Source organism: Salmonella sp. HY31, assembly GCF_042604575.1.
In the GTDB taxonomy this organism is placed as follows: domain Bacteria; phylum Pseudomonadota; class Gammaproteobacteria; order Enterobacterales; family Enterobacteriaceae; genus Salmonella; species Salmonella diarizonae.
In genome coordinates, this window is record NZ_CP170479.1 from 86,823 (window position 1) to 102,280 (window position 15,458).

A 15,458-nucleotide genomic window follows, 5' to 3' on the forward strand; every position below is an offset into this window, starting at 1 on the left:
CCGCCACCGGGCAAGCCCTCAATTACAGCGCTGGCTCCGTTGACGTAACTTCCCCGCCGGACACCACGCCCGCTTGCATCGTCTGCGTTATCTGCTGCTTTTGTGCGTTGACCGCGTGTAATTGCCCGTTTACCGTCCGCTTCAACGGCACATCGGCCTGAATATTGCCGCTGGCCGTGAGCTGAATATTGCCATCACCAGCAATCGGTAATGCCGGCCAGCCCCACTGCTGTAGCACATCCATTGGTACGCCGCGTCCGTTCAGGCTGATTTGCGTCTGACGCTGCGGAAGTTGCGATACGCTGGCAGTGGCTTCCAGTATCCCTTTTCCAGTAAATGCGCTCAGATCGCTGATATTGACCGTGCTGGCATTGGCCGTCAACGACAGCGACGGGCGGCGCACGTCCACGCGGTTAAAGGTTGCCGCTGCGGCGTTTAGAGTCGCATTACCACTCCAGACGCCCCATTGATGATGTTGTACCAGTTCCAGGTTCGCGCCGTAGCCGTCCAGGGCGGTGATTTGCCACGGGAAGGCCGGGTCGATATCGATCACCAGGTTGCGACTGGCGCTGAATTTTTTCAGCGTCAGGCTGTTCAACCAGTCAGGCAACGGCTTCATCCATAACTGCTTCCAGTTTTCCGGTAGCGTATACTCCAGCCCGGCGATAGCGGTATCGTCCAGAATAAGCGCTTTGCCCTCGCGTAACCAGGCGCCGGAAGTTCTGACCATACCGCCTTCCCAGCGGGTGGTGAACTGGCGTAGCGCAACGCCCTGTGGTGAAAATTCGGCGTTCAGGATCGGATCGAGAAAGTGCAGCGAGCCGTAAATAAACTCGCTGGCGTTCATCGATAATTTACCTTCCTGACTTTGCCAGTCTTCTTTGCGCAGAGTCAGATTGCGCAAACTCAGGTCAAGATCGGTGACTGCCCAGTCTGGCCCTTGCAGGCTGGCGTCCGTCACTTCAAGTCGACCAATCTGCAAAGATGGAACCGTAGTAAGCGGCGCGAAAAACTCGCTCAGGGATTTATCGCTTTGTAACCGAATATCATTCAGCCGCAGATTTTCAACGACCCAACTACCGTCAGCATTACGCCGGGCGACGCCAGTCAACGCTCCGCGCGCCATATCGGCGCCGACGGTGTTTAACATCACCTGATTATGGTCGATACTGCCTTCAATAAGCACATTAGTGGCGGGAACGTCGTTTAACGTCAGCGAACCGGCACTCAGTTGAATCTGGGCTTTATTGCCTAATATCTGACCGGCTTCGGGGCGCCAGGGCATAATGCCGCCGTTAACGCGCTGGGCGCTCAACCGCCATTCGCTGCCGGGACTATTGAGCGCCATATTGCGAAGTTGCAGGCGGTCGGCCTCAAACGGGAAAGGCGCGGTTTGCACTGAAATATTCAGCGTGCCGTCCTGTAACAGAATCGTGTCGACATGCAGTGGCGCGGTTAACTGGCGAATGCTCAGACCGATATCTACGGTTTTCGCGACCAGGGTAGCAGGCTGACCATCACGACCAAAGGTCACATTCTCCAGTAAAAGATGGGATGGGGCGGAAAAACGATGATCCATCACGTCGAATGTGAGGTGATAACCGCTGTTCTCTGATACCCAGTTGCTGACGTGATCTGCGCCCCAGCGCGTTTGCAGCAGAAAATAAAAGCCGAAAATCACCACTAAACAGGCGATCAGCACGTAGAGAAGCAACCTCCCAATCAATTTCATGGTCTTCCATCCCGTGAAATGCACATAGGGGATTTATGCACGATTTGCGTGCAATCCTCAAGACAGGAATGGTGAAAGAGCGTTACAGCGGCGGCGAATCGGGTCGCCGCCGCAGGGTTTTTACGGTTTTTCCGGCGGGAGAATCAGGTTCAGAACGATGGCCGTGATGCCGCCAGCGGCAATTCCGGATGAGAGCAGATTTTTCACCCATTCCGGCGCGAACTGCAGGATCTGCGGCTGTTGCGAGACGCCAAGACCCACGGCCAGCGATAGGGCGATAATCAGAATCGCGCGGCGGTTCAGCGGCTCACGCGAGACAATACGCACCCCGGAGGCGGCAATGGTGCCAAACATCACTAACGTGGCGCCGCCGAGCACCGGTTCCGGGATATGCTGCACAAAACCGCTTACCGCCGGGAACAGGCCGAGCACAATCAGCATCAGCGCGACGACAAATCCCACATAGCGACTGGCGACGCCAGTCAACTGAATTACGCCGTTGTTCTGACCGAAACAGGAATTCGGAAACGTATTAAATACCGCTGAAACAAAGGAGTTCAGGCCGTTAGCCAGTACGCCGCCTTTTAGCCGCTTCATGTACAAGGGGCCGGATACCGGCTGCTCGGAGACATCAGACGTGGCGGTGATGTCGCCGATGGTCTCCAGCGAGGTAATCATAAAGACCAGCATCAACGGCAGTAGCAGGTTCCAGTCAATGCCCAGACCATAATACAGCGGAGTCGGCACCATGATGATGTCCTGTGAAATCGGCGCGTTGTTTTCAGGCAACATGCCCATAAACCAGGCCAAAAGATAGCCTGCCGCCATGGCGATAACCAAAGAAGCCACGCGCAGGTAGGGATTACGCTGCCGATTCAGCAGGATGATAATGGCCAGGACGACGCCGGCCAGCAACAAGTTTTTCGGTGCGCCAAAGGTGTTGTCGCTCATGGCGGCATAGCCGCCGCCGATGGAGGTTAGCCCCACCTGAATCAGTGACAGGCCAATAATCATCACCACTACGCCGGAGACTAACGGCGTGATAATCCGGCGTGCCAGATGTAGAATGCGTGAAAGCACCATCTCGGTGCAGCTTGCCAGCATCAGCGTGCCGAACAGCGCCGCCATCATCGTCGGGACGTCCGCGCCGCCGGTTTTCAGCGCGGTACCGCCCATAATCAGTGGAGCGACAAAGTTAAAACTGGTTCCCTGGATGGATAACAGCCCCGATCCTACCGGCCCCCACGCTTTAATTTGAATAATAGAGGCTACGCCGGAGGCGAACAGCGACATGCTGATAATGTGCTGCGTATCCTGCGCCGGTAAACCCAACGCCTGGCAGATTAATAGCGCTGGCGTGATTACCGCGACAAACATGGCCAGCAGATGCTGACAAGCGGCAAAAAGGGTTTGAGGGAGCGGCGGGCGATCTTCAAGGCGGTAAATCAATTCGCTGTTTTGCGTCTGCGCAACCGGTTGCGCATCTGCCGACTCGATGGCGTTAACGGACATCAGGGACATTCTCGTGGTGGAAAAGCGGTGATTTTATCTGACCGGCTGGTAAAAGCAAACGATTGCGAGCGAATATTCTTAATATTTAAAAAAGATAAATGCACCTTTTTATATAACTTTTTGCCTTTTTCTGCTTAAAATCCATGCCGACGACTCGCAAAGAGCTAAAAAACTGACTCAGGAAATGATTTGTGCGCACATGTCACAGCGCACTACAGGAGCTTTAAATGTTTGAACTCGATACCTTATCGACCCTTGTCGCCGCCACGCTGGTGCTGCTACTGGGTCGCAAGCTGGTCCAGTCTGTCTCCTTACTGAAGAAATATACGATTCCGGAACCGGTGGCGGGTGGGTTACTGGTCGCTATTGCGCTGCTGGTGCTGAAAAAAAGCGTCGGTTGGGAGGTCAACTTTGATATGACCCTACGCGATCCGCTGATGCTGGCGTTTTTCGCGACGATCGGCCTTAACGCCAACCTTGCCAGCCTGCGGAAAGGGGGACGCGTCGTTGGCGTCTTCCTGATCGTCGTGGTCGGATTACTGCTGATGCAGAATGCCATCGGTATCGGCATGGCGAGTCTGCTGGGGTTGGACCCGTTAATGGGGCTGATTGCCGGATCGATTACGCTGTCCGGCGGGCACGGTACCGGCGCGGCGTGGAGTAAGCTGTTTATCGAACGTTATGGTTTTGCCAACGCCACCGAAGTTGCGATGGCTTGTGCGACCTTTGGCCTGGTACTGGGTGGGTTGATTGGCGGCCCGGTAGCGCGTTATCTGGTAAAACACTCCACCACGCCGGATGGAATGCCTGACGATCAGGCCGTGCCGACGGCCTTTGAAAAGCCGGACGTGGGTCGTATGATCACTTCTCTGGTGCTAATCGAAACCATCGCCCTGATTGCTATCTGTCTGACGGTGGGCAAAATCGTAGCGCAGCTACTGGCGGGAACGGTGCTTGAACTGCCGGTCTTCGTTTGCGTGCTTTTTGTTGGGGTGATCCTCAGCAATGGTCTGGCGCTGGCGGGCTTTTATCGCGTATTTGAGCGTGCAGTTTCGGTGCTGGGGAACGTGAGTTTGTCGCTATTCCTGGCAATGGCGCTGATGAGCCTGAAGCTGTGGGAACTGGCGTCGCTGGCGCTGCCGATGCTGGCGATTCTGGTGGTACAGACCATCTTCATGGCGCTATACGCGATCTTTGTCACCTGGCGCATGATGGGGAAAAACTACGATGCGGCGGTGCTGGCGGCGGGACATTGCGGTTTTGGCCTGGGCGCAACGCCGACCGCCATTGCCAATATGCAGGCGATTACCGACCGTTTTGGCCCCTCGCATATGGCGTTCCTGGTCGTGCCGATGGTCGGCGCGTTTTTTATCGATATCGTCAATGCGCTGGTGATTAAGCTGTATCTGCTGTTACCGATTTTCGCGCAATAATGGTTTGTACGGCGGCATTTAAGCCGCCGTGCTCACTAGGCGTTAGAATAGCGTTCAGTTTCCGGCATCCAGCGCTCAATCAGCGCCGCCGCCTGCTGCGGATAACGTTCATGAATATGACGGGCAATACGCTGAACTTCGGGAATAATGGCCTGATCGCGCAGTAAATCCGCAACTTTAAATTCGGCGTTCCCCGTCTGGCGGGTGCCCAGTAATTCCCCCGGGCCGCGTATTTCCAAATCTTTTTGCGCAATCACAAAGCCGTCATTGCTGTCGCGCAATACCTGCAAACGCTTCTGCGCCGTTTTCGACAACGGCGATTTATAGAGCAGCACACAGTGCGACGCGACCGCGCCACGGCCAACGCGTCCTCTGAGCTGGTGTAACTGCGCCAGGCCCAGTCGTTCCGGGTTTTCAATAATCATCAGGCTGGCGTTAGGAACATCGACCCCCACCTCAATCACCGTGGTGGCGACCAGCAGATGCATTTCACCCTGCTTAAAGCGTTGCATAACGGCCTGTTTTTCGGCGGGTTTCATGCGGCCATGTACCAGGCCAATATTCAACTCCGGTAACGCCAGCTTGAGCTCCTCCCAGGTGGCCTCCGCCGCCTGCGCTTCCAGGAGGTCGGACTCTTCAATCAGCGTACATACCCAGTAGGCCTGACGGCCTTCGGTTGTGCAGGCGTTGCGCACACGATCAATGATTTCATGGCGACGGGTATCCGGAATAGCAACGGTAGTGACAGGGGTACGGCCCGGCGGTAGTTCGTCAATCACTGAGGTATCGAGATCGGCATACGCGGTCATCGCCAGGGTGCGCGGAATGGGCGTTGCGGTCATAATTAACTGATGCGGATGAAAGCCCTGCTGCTGGCCTTTTTCCCACAATGCCAGACGCTGGTGGACGCCAAAGCGGTGCTGCTCATCGATAATCACCAGCGCCAGCCCATTAAACTGCACCTGCTCCTGAAAAATGGCGTGCGTGCCTACCACCATTTGCACCTGTCCGCTGGCTATAGCGTCTTGCTGCGCCACGCGCGCTTTGCCTTTCTGCTTACCGGCTAGCCAGCCGACCTCTACGCCGAGCGGCGCAAACCAGTTACGGAAGTTATTCGCATGTTGCTCCGCCAGCAGTTCGGTCGGCGCCATCAGCGCGACCTGCTTACCGTGGGCAATAGCGCGCAAGGCGGCAAGCGCCGCAACCAACGTTTTACCGGAACCCACGTCGCCCTGAACCAGACGCATCATTGGCACATCGAGCGCCATATCACGCTCGATCTCTGCCACCACCCGCGCCTGAGCGCCTGTGGGTTTAAACGGCAACGACGCTAATAGTTGCTGTTTTAAGGTATCGTTTGTACTTAGCGGCTGGGCGTGATAGCGCTGCGCACCTGCGCGAAGCGCCAGCATACTGAGATTGTGAGCCAGTAGCTCTTCAAGAATAAGCCGTCGCTGCGCCGGGTGTTTGCCGGTTTCTAAATCGGCGAGCTGGAGCGTCGGCGGCGGGCGATGCAGGGTACGTAGTGCCTCCGGCAGGCTCATCATACCCTGCGCCAGTTCCGGCGGCAGTAGTTCGGCAATGGCGCAGGTGTCGAGCAACCCCAGCGCCTGATCGGTAAGCTTGCGCAGTGTCGCTTGCTTCACGCCCTCGGTGGTCGGATAGACGGGGGTGAGCGTTTCCTGAAGTTCCGGCGTGCTGAGATCGCCCTGCAGGCGATATTCCGGATGGATCATCTCTGCGCCATACTTGCCGCGCTTCGCTTCCCCGTAGGCCAGCACACGTCGTCCCGTCGCCAGGCTGTTTTTCATCGCTGCGTTAAAATTGAAAAAGCGCATGGTAAGAATGCCGGAACCGTCGCTAATCTGGCAGGTCATCATCCGACGACCGCCGAAAGTGATATTGCAGTTCAGCACTTCGCCTTCAACGGTGGCGTAGATGCCAGGCAGCAGTTCGCCAATGGGGTAGAGATGGGTGCGGTCTTCGTAACGCAGAGGGAGGTGGAGCAGGAGGTCCTGCACGGTGTGCAGGCCAATTTTCGCCAGTTTACTGCTTTGCGCTGCGCCGACGCCTGTCAGGGAATTGAGCGGAACAGCGTCTAACAAGCGGCCTGACATGGTGATTACCCTGCCGCCTGCATCGTCGCCCACCAGTCAGCATCGGCGTCTATTTCGCCCTGCTGATTGACGCGAGGATAAGGCAGACCTTTACGTTTAGCGACTTTCGCCAGCACCGGATAACCACCCTCAAACAGCAGGCGCTGCTGTTCATCTTCCGGCAACATGCTATTTTCACGCAGATACATGCCCGCGTTCTGCCGCTGGCGCTGGGCTTCATAAAGAATGAGCGCGGAGGCGACGGAAACGTTCAGCGACTGTACCATGCCGATCATCGGAATGATGATGTCCCGATCCGCCAGGTCTAATGCTTCCTGAGTAATACCGGTTTTCTCCTGACCCATCAGAATACAGGTCGGGCGCGTGTAATCAATCTCGCGAAAGTCTACGGCCTTATCAGAAAGATGGGTTGCCAGAATCTGCATTCCCCGTCCTTTCAAATGGGCTACCGCATCGCCAATGGTACGGTGAGTTTTCACCTGTACCCAACTGTTGCTGCCCGCCGCCGCGGAAGCCATGGTGCGCATCCGGCTACCTGGCCAGATAGCATGGACTTCATGGACGCCAACGGCATCTGCGGTACGAATGATTGCAGAAACGTTATGAGGTTTGTGGACTTGCTCCATGCAGACCGTGAGATCAGGCTGACGCCTGGCGAGCATTTCGCATATACGCGCATAACGTTGTGCATTCATTGATACTTCATCCTTCAAATTGCCTCGGCGTTAGCTGCTGGTTACTCGGCTCGTCCATGAGCCTCGCCCTGCGGGCCACCGCTTTGCGGTGTTCAAATCTGTTCCTGACAGATTTGTCATTCACCCCAGCCACGTACTTCTGTACGCTTCTGGGGAGTCATTCGCTTGCCGTTTTAATGCAATGCGAATGATTTTGCGTAAAAAATTAGTTTCGGTTACGGGTGACTTTAATGACGTCTGGCATCACGCGGATTTTGCGCATGATATTCGCCAGATGTACGCGATCGCGCGCGGTAAGGCGAATAAAGGTACTATAGACGCGACCATCTTTCTCTTCAGTATTCAGGCTTTGAATATTGGAGGTGGTCGTATTAATCGCCGCCGTCAGGTTAGCCAGCGCGCCCTGATGGTTAAACATTTCCACCTTGATTTCGGTAATGAATTCCTGCTCCGTCTCTTTGTCCCATTCGACCGCCATAAATTTCTCTGGCTCTTTCTGGTATCCACGAATATTACGGCAGGATTCATGGTGGATCACCAGTCCTTTACCTGGGCTGACGTGAGCGATGATTGGGTCGCCTGGGATCGGACGACAACACTTCGCAAAGGTGATCAGCACGCCATCGGCGCCTTTAATCGGCAGGTGGCCATGATTCGATTGCGCAACGGTCGGCACCACGGCTTCACCTTGCTGAAGATTCTTTGCGACCACTACGCTCATCGCGTTGCCGAGACCGATTTCCGCCAGCAGATCGTCAAGCGTTGCCAACTTCATACGATCCAGCTCACGCTGAATATTTTCCTGCGGAATTTCCGCCAGCTTACGGCTACCGCCTAAAGCATGGTTAAGCAGACGGCGCCCCAGGCTTACGGAGTCATCACGTTTGAGGTTTTTCAGCAACTGACGAATTTTAGCGCGCGCTTTAGAGCTGACGACAAAGTTTAGCCAGGCGGCGTTGGGACGCGCGCCCGGCGCGGTAATAATTTCGACGGTCTGACCGCTGCTAAGCGGCTGCGACAGCGGATAAGGCTGCCGGTCAACACGCGCGCCGACACAGGCGTGGCCGATATCGGTATGCACTGCATAGGCAAAATCCACCGGCGTAGCGCCAGCGGGCAGTTCGACAATGCGCCCTTCCGGGGTGAAAACGTAAATCTCATCCGGGAAGAGATCGGATTTTACGCTTTCGATAAATTCAAACGAACTACCGGCGCTCTGTTGTAGCTCCAGCAGGCTCTGCATCCAGCGCTGAGCGCGGATCTGCGCCGTGGTGCTGGTCTCGCCGTGTTCTTTATACGCCCAGTGCGCTGCGACCCCCATTTCCGCCATCTGATCCATATCTTCGGTACGGATCTGGACTTCAACAGGAACGCCGTGCGGGCCGATCATCGAGGTGTGCAAAGACTGATAACCGTTCGCTTTGGGAATGGCAATATAGTCTTTAACGCGTCCCGGACGCGGCTTATAGAGGCTGTGCATCTGGCCGAGTACGCGATAACAAGTATCGGAGTCATGGACGATCACACGAAACGCGTAGATATCCATGATCGAGTGAAAACGCTGCTCTTTGAGCACCATTTTGCAGTAGATCGAGTAAAGGTGCTTTTCGCGACCGCTAACGCGACACGGAATTCCCGCCTCTTGCAAACGTCCTTCGATTTCAGAGAGGATTTTTTGGATCATCTCTTTACGGTTGCCGCGCGCAGCTTTTACCACTTCTTTGATGACGCGGTAACGATTGGGATACAGCGCTTCAAAACCCAGCTCTTCCAGCTCGGTTTTAATGTGATGAATACCTAAACGATGTGCCAACGGGCTGTAGATTTCGAGGGTTTCACGGGCAATACGACGACGTTTATCCGGGCGTAACGAGCCCAGCGTGCGCATGTTATGGGTACGGTCAGCAAGCTTAATGAGGATGACGCGGATATCCTGCACCATCGCCATAATCATTTTGCGAAAGTTTTCGGCCTGCGCCTCTTTCTTATCGCGGAACTTGAGTTTATCAAGTTTCGACACCCCCTCTACCAGCTCGGCAACGCTTTTACCGAAAAGCTGTTCCATGTCCTGGTAGGTGGCGGGGGTATCTTCAATCACGTCATGCAGCAGAGCAGCCATCAGCGTTTCGTAGTCGAGTTTCATCTCGGCCAGAATACAGGCCACCGCTACCGGGTGTGTGATATAGGGTTCACCGCTTGAACGTGTCTGACCCTCGTGAGCGTCACGTGCAACGAGATACGCCTGCCGAAGACGCTTAATCTGGTCTTCCGGCAGGTAGGTTTGAATCAGTTGATTCAGGCTTTCAAACAGATACAAGGGCGACCCGCTTTGTGATTAACGACGACCTTCAGCAATAGCGGTAACGGCTTGTAATTCAGCGGCTTCCTGCTCTTGCTGTTCCTGGCGTTCGCGGACGTCGAGGATCTGGTTGTTAATCAGACCTTCTTCGATTTCGCGTAGCGCGATAACGGTAGTTTTATCGTTTTCTTCCGGTACCAGCGGATCCTTTCCGCCTACCTGCATCTGACGAGCGCGACGCGCGGCGACCAGTACCAGGTCAAAACGGTTACCAATTTTCTCTACAGCGTCCTGAACAGTTACGCGTGCCATACTTAAAATGCTCCACAGGTGAAGAAATGACTGGGCATGATACTGAAAGTGGGTTCAGTCTGCCAACAATTTGCTGATTAAAGCGTCATGACGCTGCTTTTGGCGGCTCATACGCAGACGTTCAGCGCGAATGATGGTTTTCAAATCGCTTAACGCGGTATCAAAGTCGTCATTCACAATAAGATAATCATATTCGGCGTAATGGCTCATTTCTGCAACCGCTTGCGCCATTCGTTTGGCAATGACTTCTTCGCTATCTTGCCCGCGACCGCGTAAACGGCGATCCAGTTCGATCTTTGACGGCGGCAAAATAAAAATGCTGCGTGCTTGCGGCATTTTTTCGCGAATTTGCTGGGCGCCCTGCCAGTCGATATCCAGAAAAACATCGACGCCGGTTGCCAGCACTTGCTCAATGGTTTCGCGAGAAGTGCCGTAATAATTGCCAAACACTTCCGCGTGCTCCAGAAACGCCTCCCTGCCAATCATGGTCTTAAACTCGTCATGATTTACAAAGAAATAGTGCTCACCGTGCACTTCACCCGGACGCGGCGCGCGCGTGGTATGTGAAACGGAAACCTGGGTGTCATACAACGGTTGGGTTTTTAATAAAGCCTGAATCAGGCTGGATTTACCCGCGCCACTGGGGGCAGAAACAATATAAAGCGTACCTTGAGCCATGAGTATCTTACGTATGTGATTATCGAAATAGAGCCTTGATACGGGCTTATTATACACATCGCCGTTATGCGACGTAGTCTTTGTCACACTTTTTGCGCCAGATTATTGCATTTTGCGTCCCTTTTTCCGCTTTTATCGCGTCGTTGCAGCAACCCACTAAAAAATCTGGAAAGCGGCTCGGATGATGCGTTTTTACCTCTCGGTTTTTATTCCCTGAAGCGTTATACCTGCCGGGCAATATGCACAGGAGGTCGTGATGAGATTATGGAAAAGCGTGGCGTGGGGCATTTTATTGTGGCATTCGCAGAGTGGGGCGCTTTGCCCGGCCTGGCCACCAGCAAGGGCCACTGAAGAAATCGCCCGTTTACAGCAACAGCTCGCTGACTGGAATGACATCTACTGGAAACAAGGTGTTAGCGCGGTTGACGATAGTGTGTACGACCAGCTCAGCGCAAGGCTGGTTCTGTGGCAACGTTGTATTGGTCAGGATGTTTCATCTACTCCGGTTTCACCGCCGTTAAACGGTACAACAATGCATCCTGTTGCACATACGGGCGTTCGTAAACTCGCGGACCGGCAGGCGGTAGCGCAGTGGATGCGCGGGCGCAGCGAGCTTTGGGTACAACCAAAAGTGGATGGCGTAGCGGTAACGCTGGTTTATCAGAACGGTAAACTGATCAGGGCTATCAGCCGGGGTAACGGACTACAAGGCGAGGACTGGACGCCAAAAATTCGCCAGATCCCCTCTATACCGCAGACAACGCGAGGCGCGCTTGCCAACGCGGTATTGCAGGGCGAAATTTTTCTACAGCGCGAGGGTCATATCCAGCAACAAATGGGCGGGATGAATGCGCGCTCGAAAGTCGCAGGGATGTTAATGCGCCAGGATAACGCCTCCGCGCTAAATTCGTTGGGTATTTTTATTTGGGCGTGGCCGGATGGTCCGGCAAATATGTCCGACAGATTAAGTCAACTTGCTAAGGCTGGATTCAGTCTGACGCAGACATATTCCCTGGCGGTAAAAAATGCCAGCGAGGTCGAGCGCGCGCGCCAGTCATGGCTGACGTCAGCATTACCCTTTGTGACGGATGGCGTAGTGATACGCATGGCTAAAGAGCCCGCATCACAACACTGGCGACCTGGGCAGGGCGACTGGCTGGCGGCATGGAAATATCCACCGGTAGCGCAGGTCGCGCAAGTGAGCGCTATTCAATTCTCGGTGGGGAAAAGCGGCAAAATTGCCGTAGTAGCGTCACTTGTCCCCATTATATTGGATGATAAGCGGGTTCAGCGGGTCAATATCGGTTCTGTGAAACGTTGGGAAGCGTGGGATATAGCGCCGGGCGATCAGATCCTGGTGAGTCTGGCCGGGCAAGGCATTCCCCGGCTTGATGAGGTTGTCTGGCGGAGTCGTGAGCGGAGTAAGCCTGTGCCGCCTGGTAGCCATTTTAACTCGCTGACCTGCTTTTACGCGTCGGCAATGTGTCAGGAACAGTTTATCTCCAGGCTGGTATGGCTGGGGTCACGGTCGGCGTTGGGTCTGGGCGGAATGGGCGAAGCCAGTTGGCGGGCTTTGCATCAGACGCATCGCTTTGCGCATATCTTCTCCTGGCTTGCCCTGACGCCAGCGCAAATAGCTAATACGCCAGGCTTTGCTAAAGGAAAAAGCGAGCAGATATGGCGGCAATTTAACCTGGCGCGTCGGCAGTCGTTTACCCGCTGGATCATTGCGATGGATATCCCCTTAACGCAGGCCGCATTACAGGCCAGCGGCGATCGTTCATGGGAACAGTTATTAATGCGAACAGATCAACAATGGCGGCAGTTGCCAGCGACGAGCGAGCGTCGTGCCGGGAGAGTTATCGACTGGCGGGATAATCCGCAGATCAAGGCGCTGAGCAGATGGCTGGCTGCTCAGCATATTCCAGGATTCGGATCTTAGTGTCCTTCATGGCGGTAATAAAATACCGGCAGGCCAAGTTTAAGACGTAGCGCTAATAACCTTGCTGTAAAGCCAAACAGTAGCGTAGAGATAACGACGACATCCGGATTCATGACGTAATGTTGTAGCGCAATATAGAGCACCGCCGAGGCGAACGAAATGCCGGCATATAGCTCTTTTTGAAACACCAGTGGGATGCGTTTACAGAACATATCGCGGAGTACGCCGCCAAAGACGCCGGTAGTGACGGCGGCCACTACGGCAATAATTGGCCCCTCGCCCATATCAAGGGCTATCTGAGCGCCAATAATAGAGAAAACTACCAGCCCCAGCGCGTCAAGTACCAGGAAAAGCTTGCGTAAATAGGGCATGACGGGAGCAACAATTGTGGTCAATACAGCGGCAGTCGCCACAATAATGACATATTCGGGATGCTTCACCCAACCTAGCGGATAGTGACCGAGCAGAATGTCGCGAACCGAGCCTCCGCCAATGGCGGTAGCGGTAGCAATAATAATTACGCCGAATGTATCCATGCGACGACGACCCGCAGCGAGTGCGCCCGTCATGGCCTCGGCAGTAATGCCAATTAAATAAAGAACGTGCAACAGCATGATTTCCCCCTAATTTACTGGGGGCGAAGATTAACGATTTGTGCGCTGTATCACGATTGAGATTTTCTAAGGCATTACTCTATTAATAAATTTTAGTAATGATTTTAAATTTATGATTAATAATTATTTATTATAAATATCAATAAATTGAACATCATTTTTGTGGTTTATTTTATGTGAAGCATTTCTATTTTGACTTAGATAAATTACCTGAACGGCGCCCTGGACGCGCCGCCGATTCGTCATTTCATTATGGCTGCTGTGCGGTAAGCTGTGTGGTGAAGCGCTGACGCGAGCGTTCCACATACTGTTGCAAGCCATTGGAATCAAAGAATGCCTGTGTATCGCCGTTGCGAAGTTGCTGTCGTTTCTCCAGTAGCCCGAAGCGGTCACCTTTGTTGGCAATAAAGATATCAACATGCTGGGCGGCCAGTGTTTTAAAGCTGCTCTGAATATCAGTAACCAGGTCAGGGTAATTTTTGTTGTTAATCAGCAGATAGTCGGGTGTGGCGAGACTATCGGCGTAAATTAGCGTCTTGCCGTTGCGGAGCGTTACGCGCCAGGAGGTTGAGCCGGGTAGATGTCCAGGCGTGAATAGTGCTGTCACGGTTATCCCTCCGAGGCTGATACTTTCCTGGTCGTGGATAATTTTATCGGTGGTGACGGGCGGGAAGGGGAGCGCATCGCCAAGCGCAAAATCCTGTCGTCCACCCCTCGCCATCTGATCGGCGTTGGGTTGGCTGGCGACCAATTGTGCGCCACTCCACCCTTTTAAACGTGCCATGCCCCCCGCTTGATCCAGCCGCGCATGGCTGTTCAACAGATAGCGCACGTCAGTGAGGCGAAATCCTGCCGCTTCAATATTCGCTTTAATTTGCGGTGCGCTTTCATCCAACCCCGCATCAATAAGAATATGCCCTGCCGGGGTGGTCAGTAGAATAGAAGAGAGATTTTCTGTGCCGACATACCACACGCCTTCCGTGATTTGAAACGGCTCCATAGGCTTAGCCCACGCTTTAAACAGTGACAACGGCGGAGCGGGTGATAACGGTTGTGAAGGATCTAATGCCGCCATTGCAGGAAGTGCTGATGTTGAAAATATACATACAAAGAATAATACATAGCGATTCATAATGTTCTCCTGATTGAAGCGCCCGCAGTATACCTGGCAGTAATTTAGCCAGGTTCAATAAGAGAGACATTTAATGAACTTGCTGCAAATGGATATGAACCTGTTAAAAGTACTGTATGTGCTGCTAGAGACCAGCTCTACGGGGAAAACGGCGCAAAAGCTGGCTTTGTCGCCTTCTGCGGTAAGTCATGCGCTAATGAGATTGCGCGATGCGCTAAACGATCCGTTGTTTCGACGGGAAGGGAACCGCCAAATTCCTACGCCTTATGCGCAGGCGCTACGTGACAAATTGGCGCCTGTGTTTGTTTCGCTTAATGAGGAGCTGTTTGGCGATAAAGAGAACGGCTCCCGTTGTTTCCGGGTGGTACTTCCTCCCGCATTGAACGCGCTGCTTACGCCCGTTCTCGCAGAGAAAGGTTATCTTCATCAGGCGGTGATCGAGTGCCTTCCTTTTGCCCGCCGACCCTGGCGTGATGAATTGTTGGATAGCTCGGTTGATTTGGTGCTGGCAATTGGCGACCATCAAAAGCAGGTCAGCGCTCTGCATTACGAACGGGTGGGGACTACGCGTTTGATCGCGGTTTATGGCACGCCATTGCGTTCACGTCTGGAGAATGCCGCAGCGTTGAATTTTGCTGATCTACAGCATTATCAGCACATTTACTGTTTGCCATGGACAAAAGAGAACAACGAACTGGACAGGCAGCAGGCTCGTGCCGGATTTGAACGTCCGCTGGCGTTTGTTTGTCATGATTACAGCCAACTTGCGCCTGCTGTCCAGTCGGCACCGCTGATGGCTATTGTACCGTGCCCCTGGTATGAAAATTTATCCGATAAGCGTGGTCTTTTTGTCCTGCCGCTTGCCGGAGAGCAGGCGGAAGGCGCGATTTTCATGCAGTACCGGGCTTCGACGGTAGAGTGGAAGCGACGCCTTATCGAAGCCATTCGCCGGAAATTAAAAACGTACTACCAATAAACGCGAGAGCCCGCAT

12 protein-coding genes are annotated in these 15,458 nt (G+C 53.9%); 3 read left to right on the forward strand and 9 right to left on the reverse strand.

The window, feature by feature from the left end:
* Nucleotides 1–22: 22 nt before the first annotated feature.
* Both ACE15A_RS00400 and xanP read right to left on the reverse strand, forming a co-directional pair.
* Complete coding sequence (locus ACE15A_RS00400) at nucleotides 23–1,732, reverse strand: AsmA family protein (RefSeq protein ID WP_053509296.1); 1,710 nt, start codon at nucleotides 1,730–1,732, stop codon at nucleotides 23–25.
* A 120-nt stretch (nucleotides 1,733–1,852) separates the two neighbouring features.
* Nucleotides 1,853–3,244: a xanthine/proton symporter XanP gene (gene xanP / locus ACE15A_RS00405; RefSeq protein WP_053509297.1), complete on the reverse strand. Its 1,392-nt coding sequence runs from the start codon at nucleotides 3,242–3,244 to the stop codon at nucleotides 1,853–1,855.
* 227 nt (nucleotides 3,245–3,471) lie between these two features.
* Between xanP and gltS the strand changes: the two genes are divergently transcribed.
* Nucleotides 3,472–4,677 carry a sodium/glutamate symporter gene (gene gltS, locus ACE15A_RS00410; protein WP_000462243.1) on the forward strand — a complete coding sequence of 402 codons (1,206 nt, stop codon included), beginning with the start codon at nucleotides 3,472–3,474 and terminating at the stop codon, nucleotides 4,675–4,677.
* A gap of 35 nt (nucleotides 4,678–4,712) precedes the next feature.
* On the opposite strand, the gene recG is transcribed toward gltS, so the two are convergent.
* From recG to gmk, 5 genes are all read right to left on the reverse strand, one after another.
* A complete protein-coding gene (gene recG, locus ACE15A_RS00415) occupies nucleotides 4,713–6,794 on the reverse strand; it encodes an ATP-dependent DNA helicase RecG (RefSeq protein ID WP_053509299.1) in 2,082 nt (693 codons plus the stop codon).
* A gap of 5 nt (nucleotides 6,795–6,799) precedes the next feature.
* Nucleotides 6,800–7,489 carry a tRNA (guanosine(18)-2'-O)-methyltransferase TrmH gene (gene trmH, locus ACE15A_RS00420; RefSeq protein WP_053509301.1) on the reverse strand — a complete coding sequence of 230 codons (690 nt, stop codon included), beginning with the start codon at nucleotides 7,487–7,489 and terminating at the stop codon, nucleotides 6,800–6,802.
* 205 nt (nucleotides 7,490–7,694) lie between these two features.
* The gene (gene spoT / locus ACE15A_RS00425) at nucleotides 7,695–9,806 is read right to left on the reverse strand and encodes a bifunctional GTP diphosphokinase/guanosine-3',5'-bis pyrophosphate 3'-pyrophosphohydrolase (RefSeq protein ID WP_000280481.1); all 2,112 of its coding nucleotides are present in this window, start codon (nucleotides 9,804–9,806) and stop codon (nucleotides 7,695–7,697) included.
* 18 nt (nucleotides 9,807–9,824) lie between these two features.
* A complete protein-coding gene (gene rpoZ, locus ACE15A_RS00430; RefSeq protein WP_000135058.1) occupies nucleotides 9,825–10,100 on the reverse strand; it encodes a DNA-directed RNA polymerase subunit omega in 276 nt (91 codons plus the stop codon).
* A gap of 54 nt (nucleotides 10,101–10,154) precedes the next feature.
* Nucleotides 10,155–10,778, reverse strand: coding sequence for a guanylate kinase (gene gmk, locus ACE15A_RS00435; protein ID WP_000046966.1), 624 nt, complete (start codon nucleotides 10,776–10,778; stop codon nucleotides 10,155–10,157).
* Between the two features lie 256 nt (nucleotides 10,779–11,034).
* On the opposite strand from gmk, the gene ligB reads away from it, so the two are divergent.
* Nucleotides 11,035–12,720 (forward strand): NAD-dependent DNA ligase LigB, encoded by a 1,686-nt coding sequence (gene ligB / locus ACE15A_RS00440; RefSeq protein WP_053509303.1) that lies wholly within the window; start codon nucleotides 11,035–11,037, stop codon nucleotides 12,718–12,720.
* Here the strand turns inward: ligB and ACE15A_RS00445 are convergent.
* On the reverse strand, nucleotides 12,717–13,334 hold the full coding sequence (locus ACE15A_RS00445; protein ID WP_000924334.1) for a trimeric intracellular cation channel family protein: 618 nt from the start codon (nucleotides 13,332–13,334) through the stop codon (nucleotides 12,717–12,719). The two genes, ligB and ACE15A_RS00445, sit on opposite strands and share 4 nt — an antisense overlap.
* Nucleotides 13,335–13,584: 250 nt before the next feature.
* Nucleotides 13,585–14,466, reverse strand: a complete 882-nt coding sequence (locus tag ACE15A_RS00450; protein WP_053509305.1) for an HARLDQ motif MBL-fold protein — start codon at nucleotides 14,464–14,466, stop codon at nucleotides 13,585–13,587.
* 73 nt (nucleotides 14,467–14,539) lie between these two features.
* Here ACE15A_RS00450 and ACE15A_RS00455 point away from each other — a divergent pair, with 73 nt between their 5' ends.
* The gene (locus tag ACE15A_RS00455; RefSeq protein ID WP_023247278.1) at nucleotides 14,540–15,442 is read left to right on the forward strand and encodes a LysR family transcriptional regulator; all 903 of its coding nucleotides are present in this window, start codon (nucleotides 14,540–14,542) and stop codon (nucleotides 15,440–15,442) included.
* The last annotated feature ends 16 nt before the right edge of the window (nucleotides 15,443–15,458 follow it).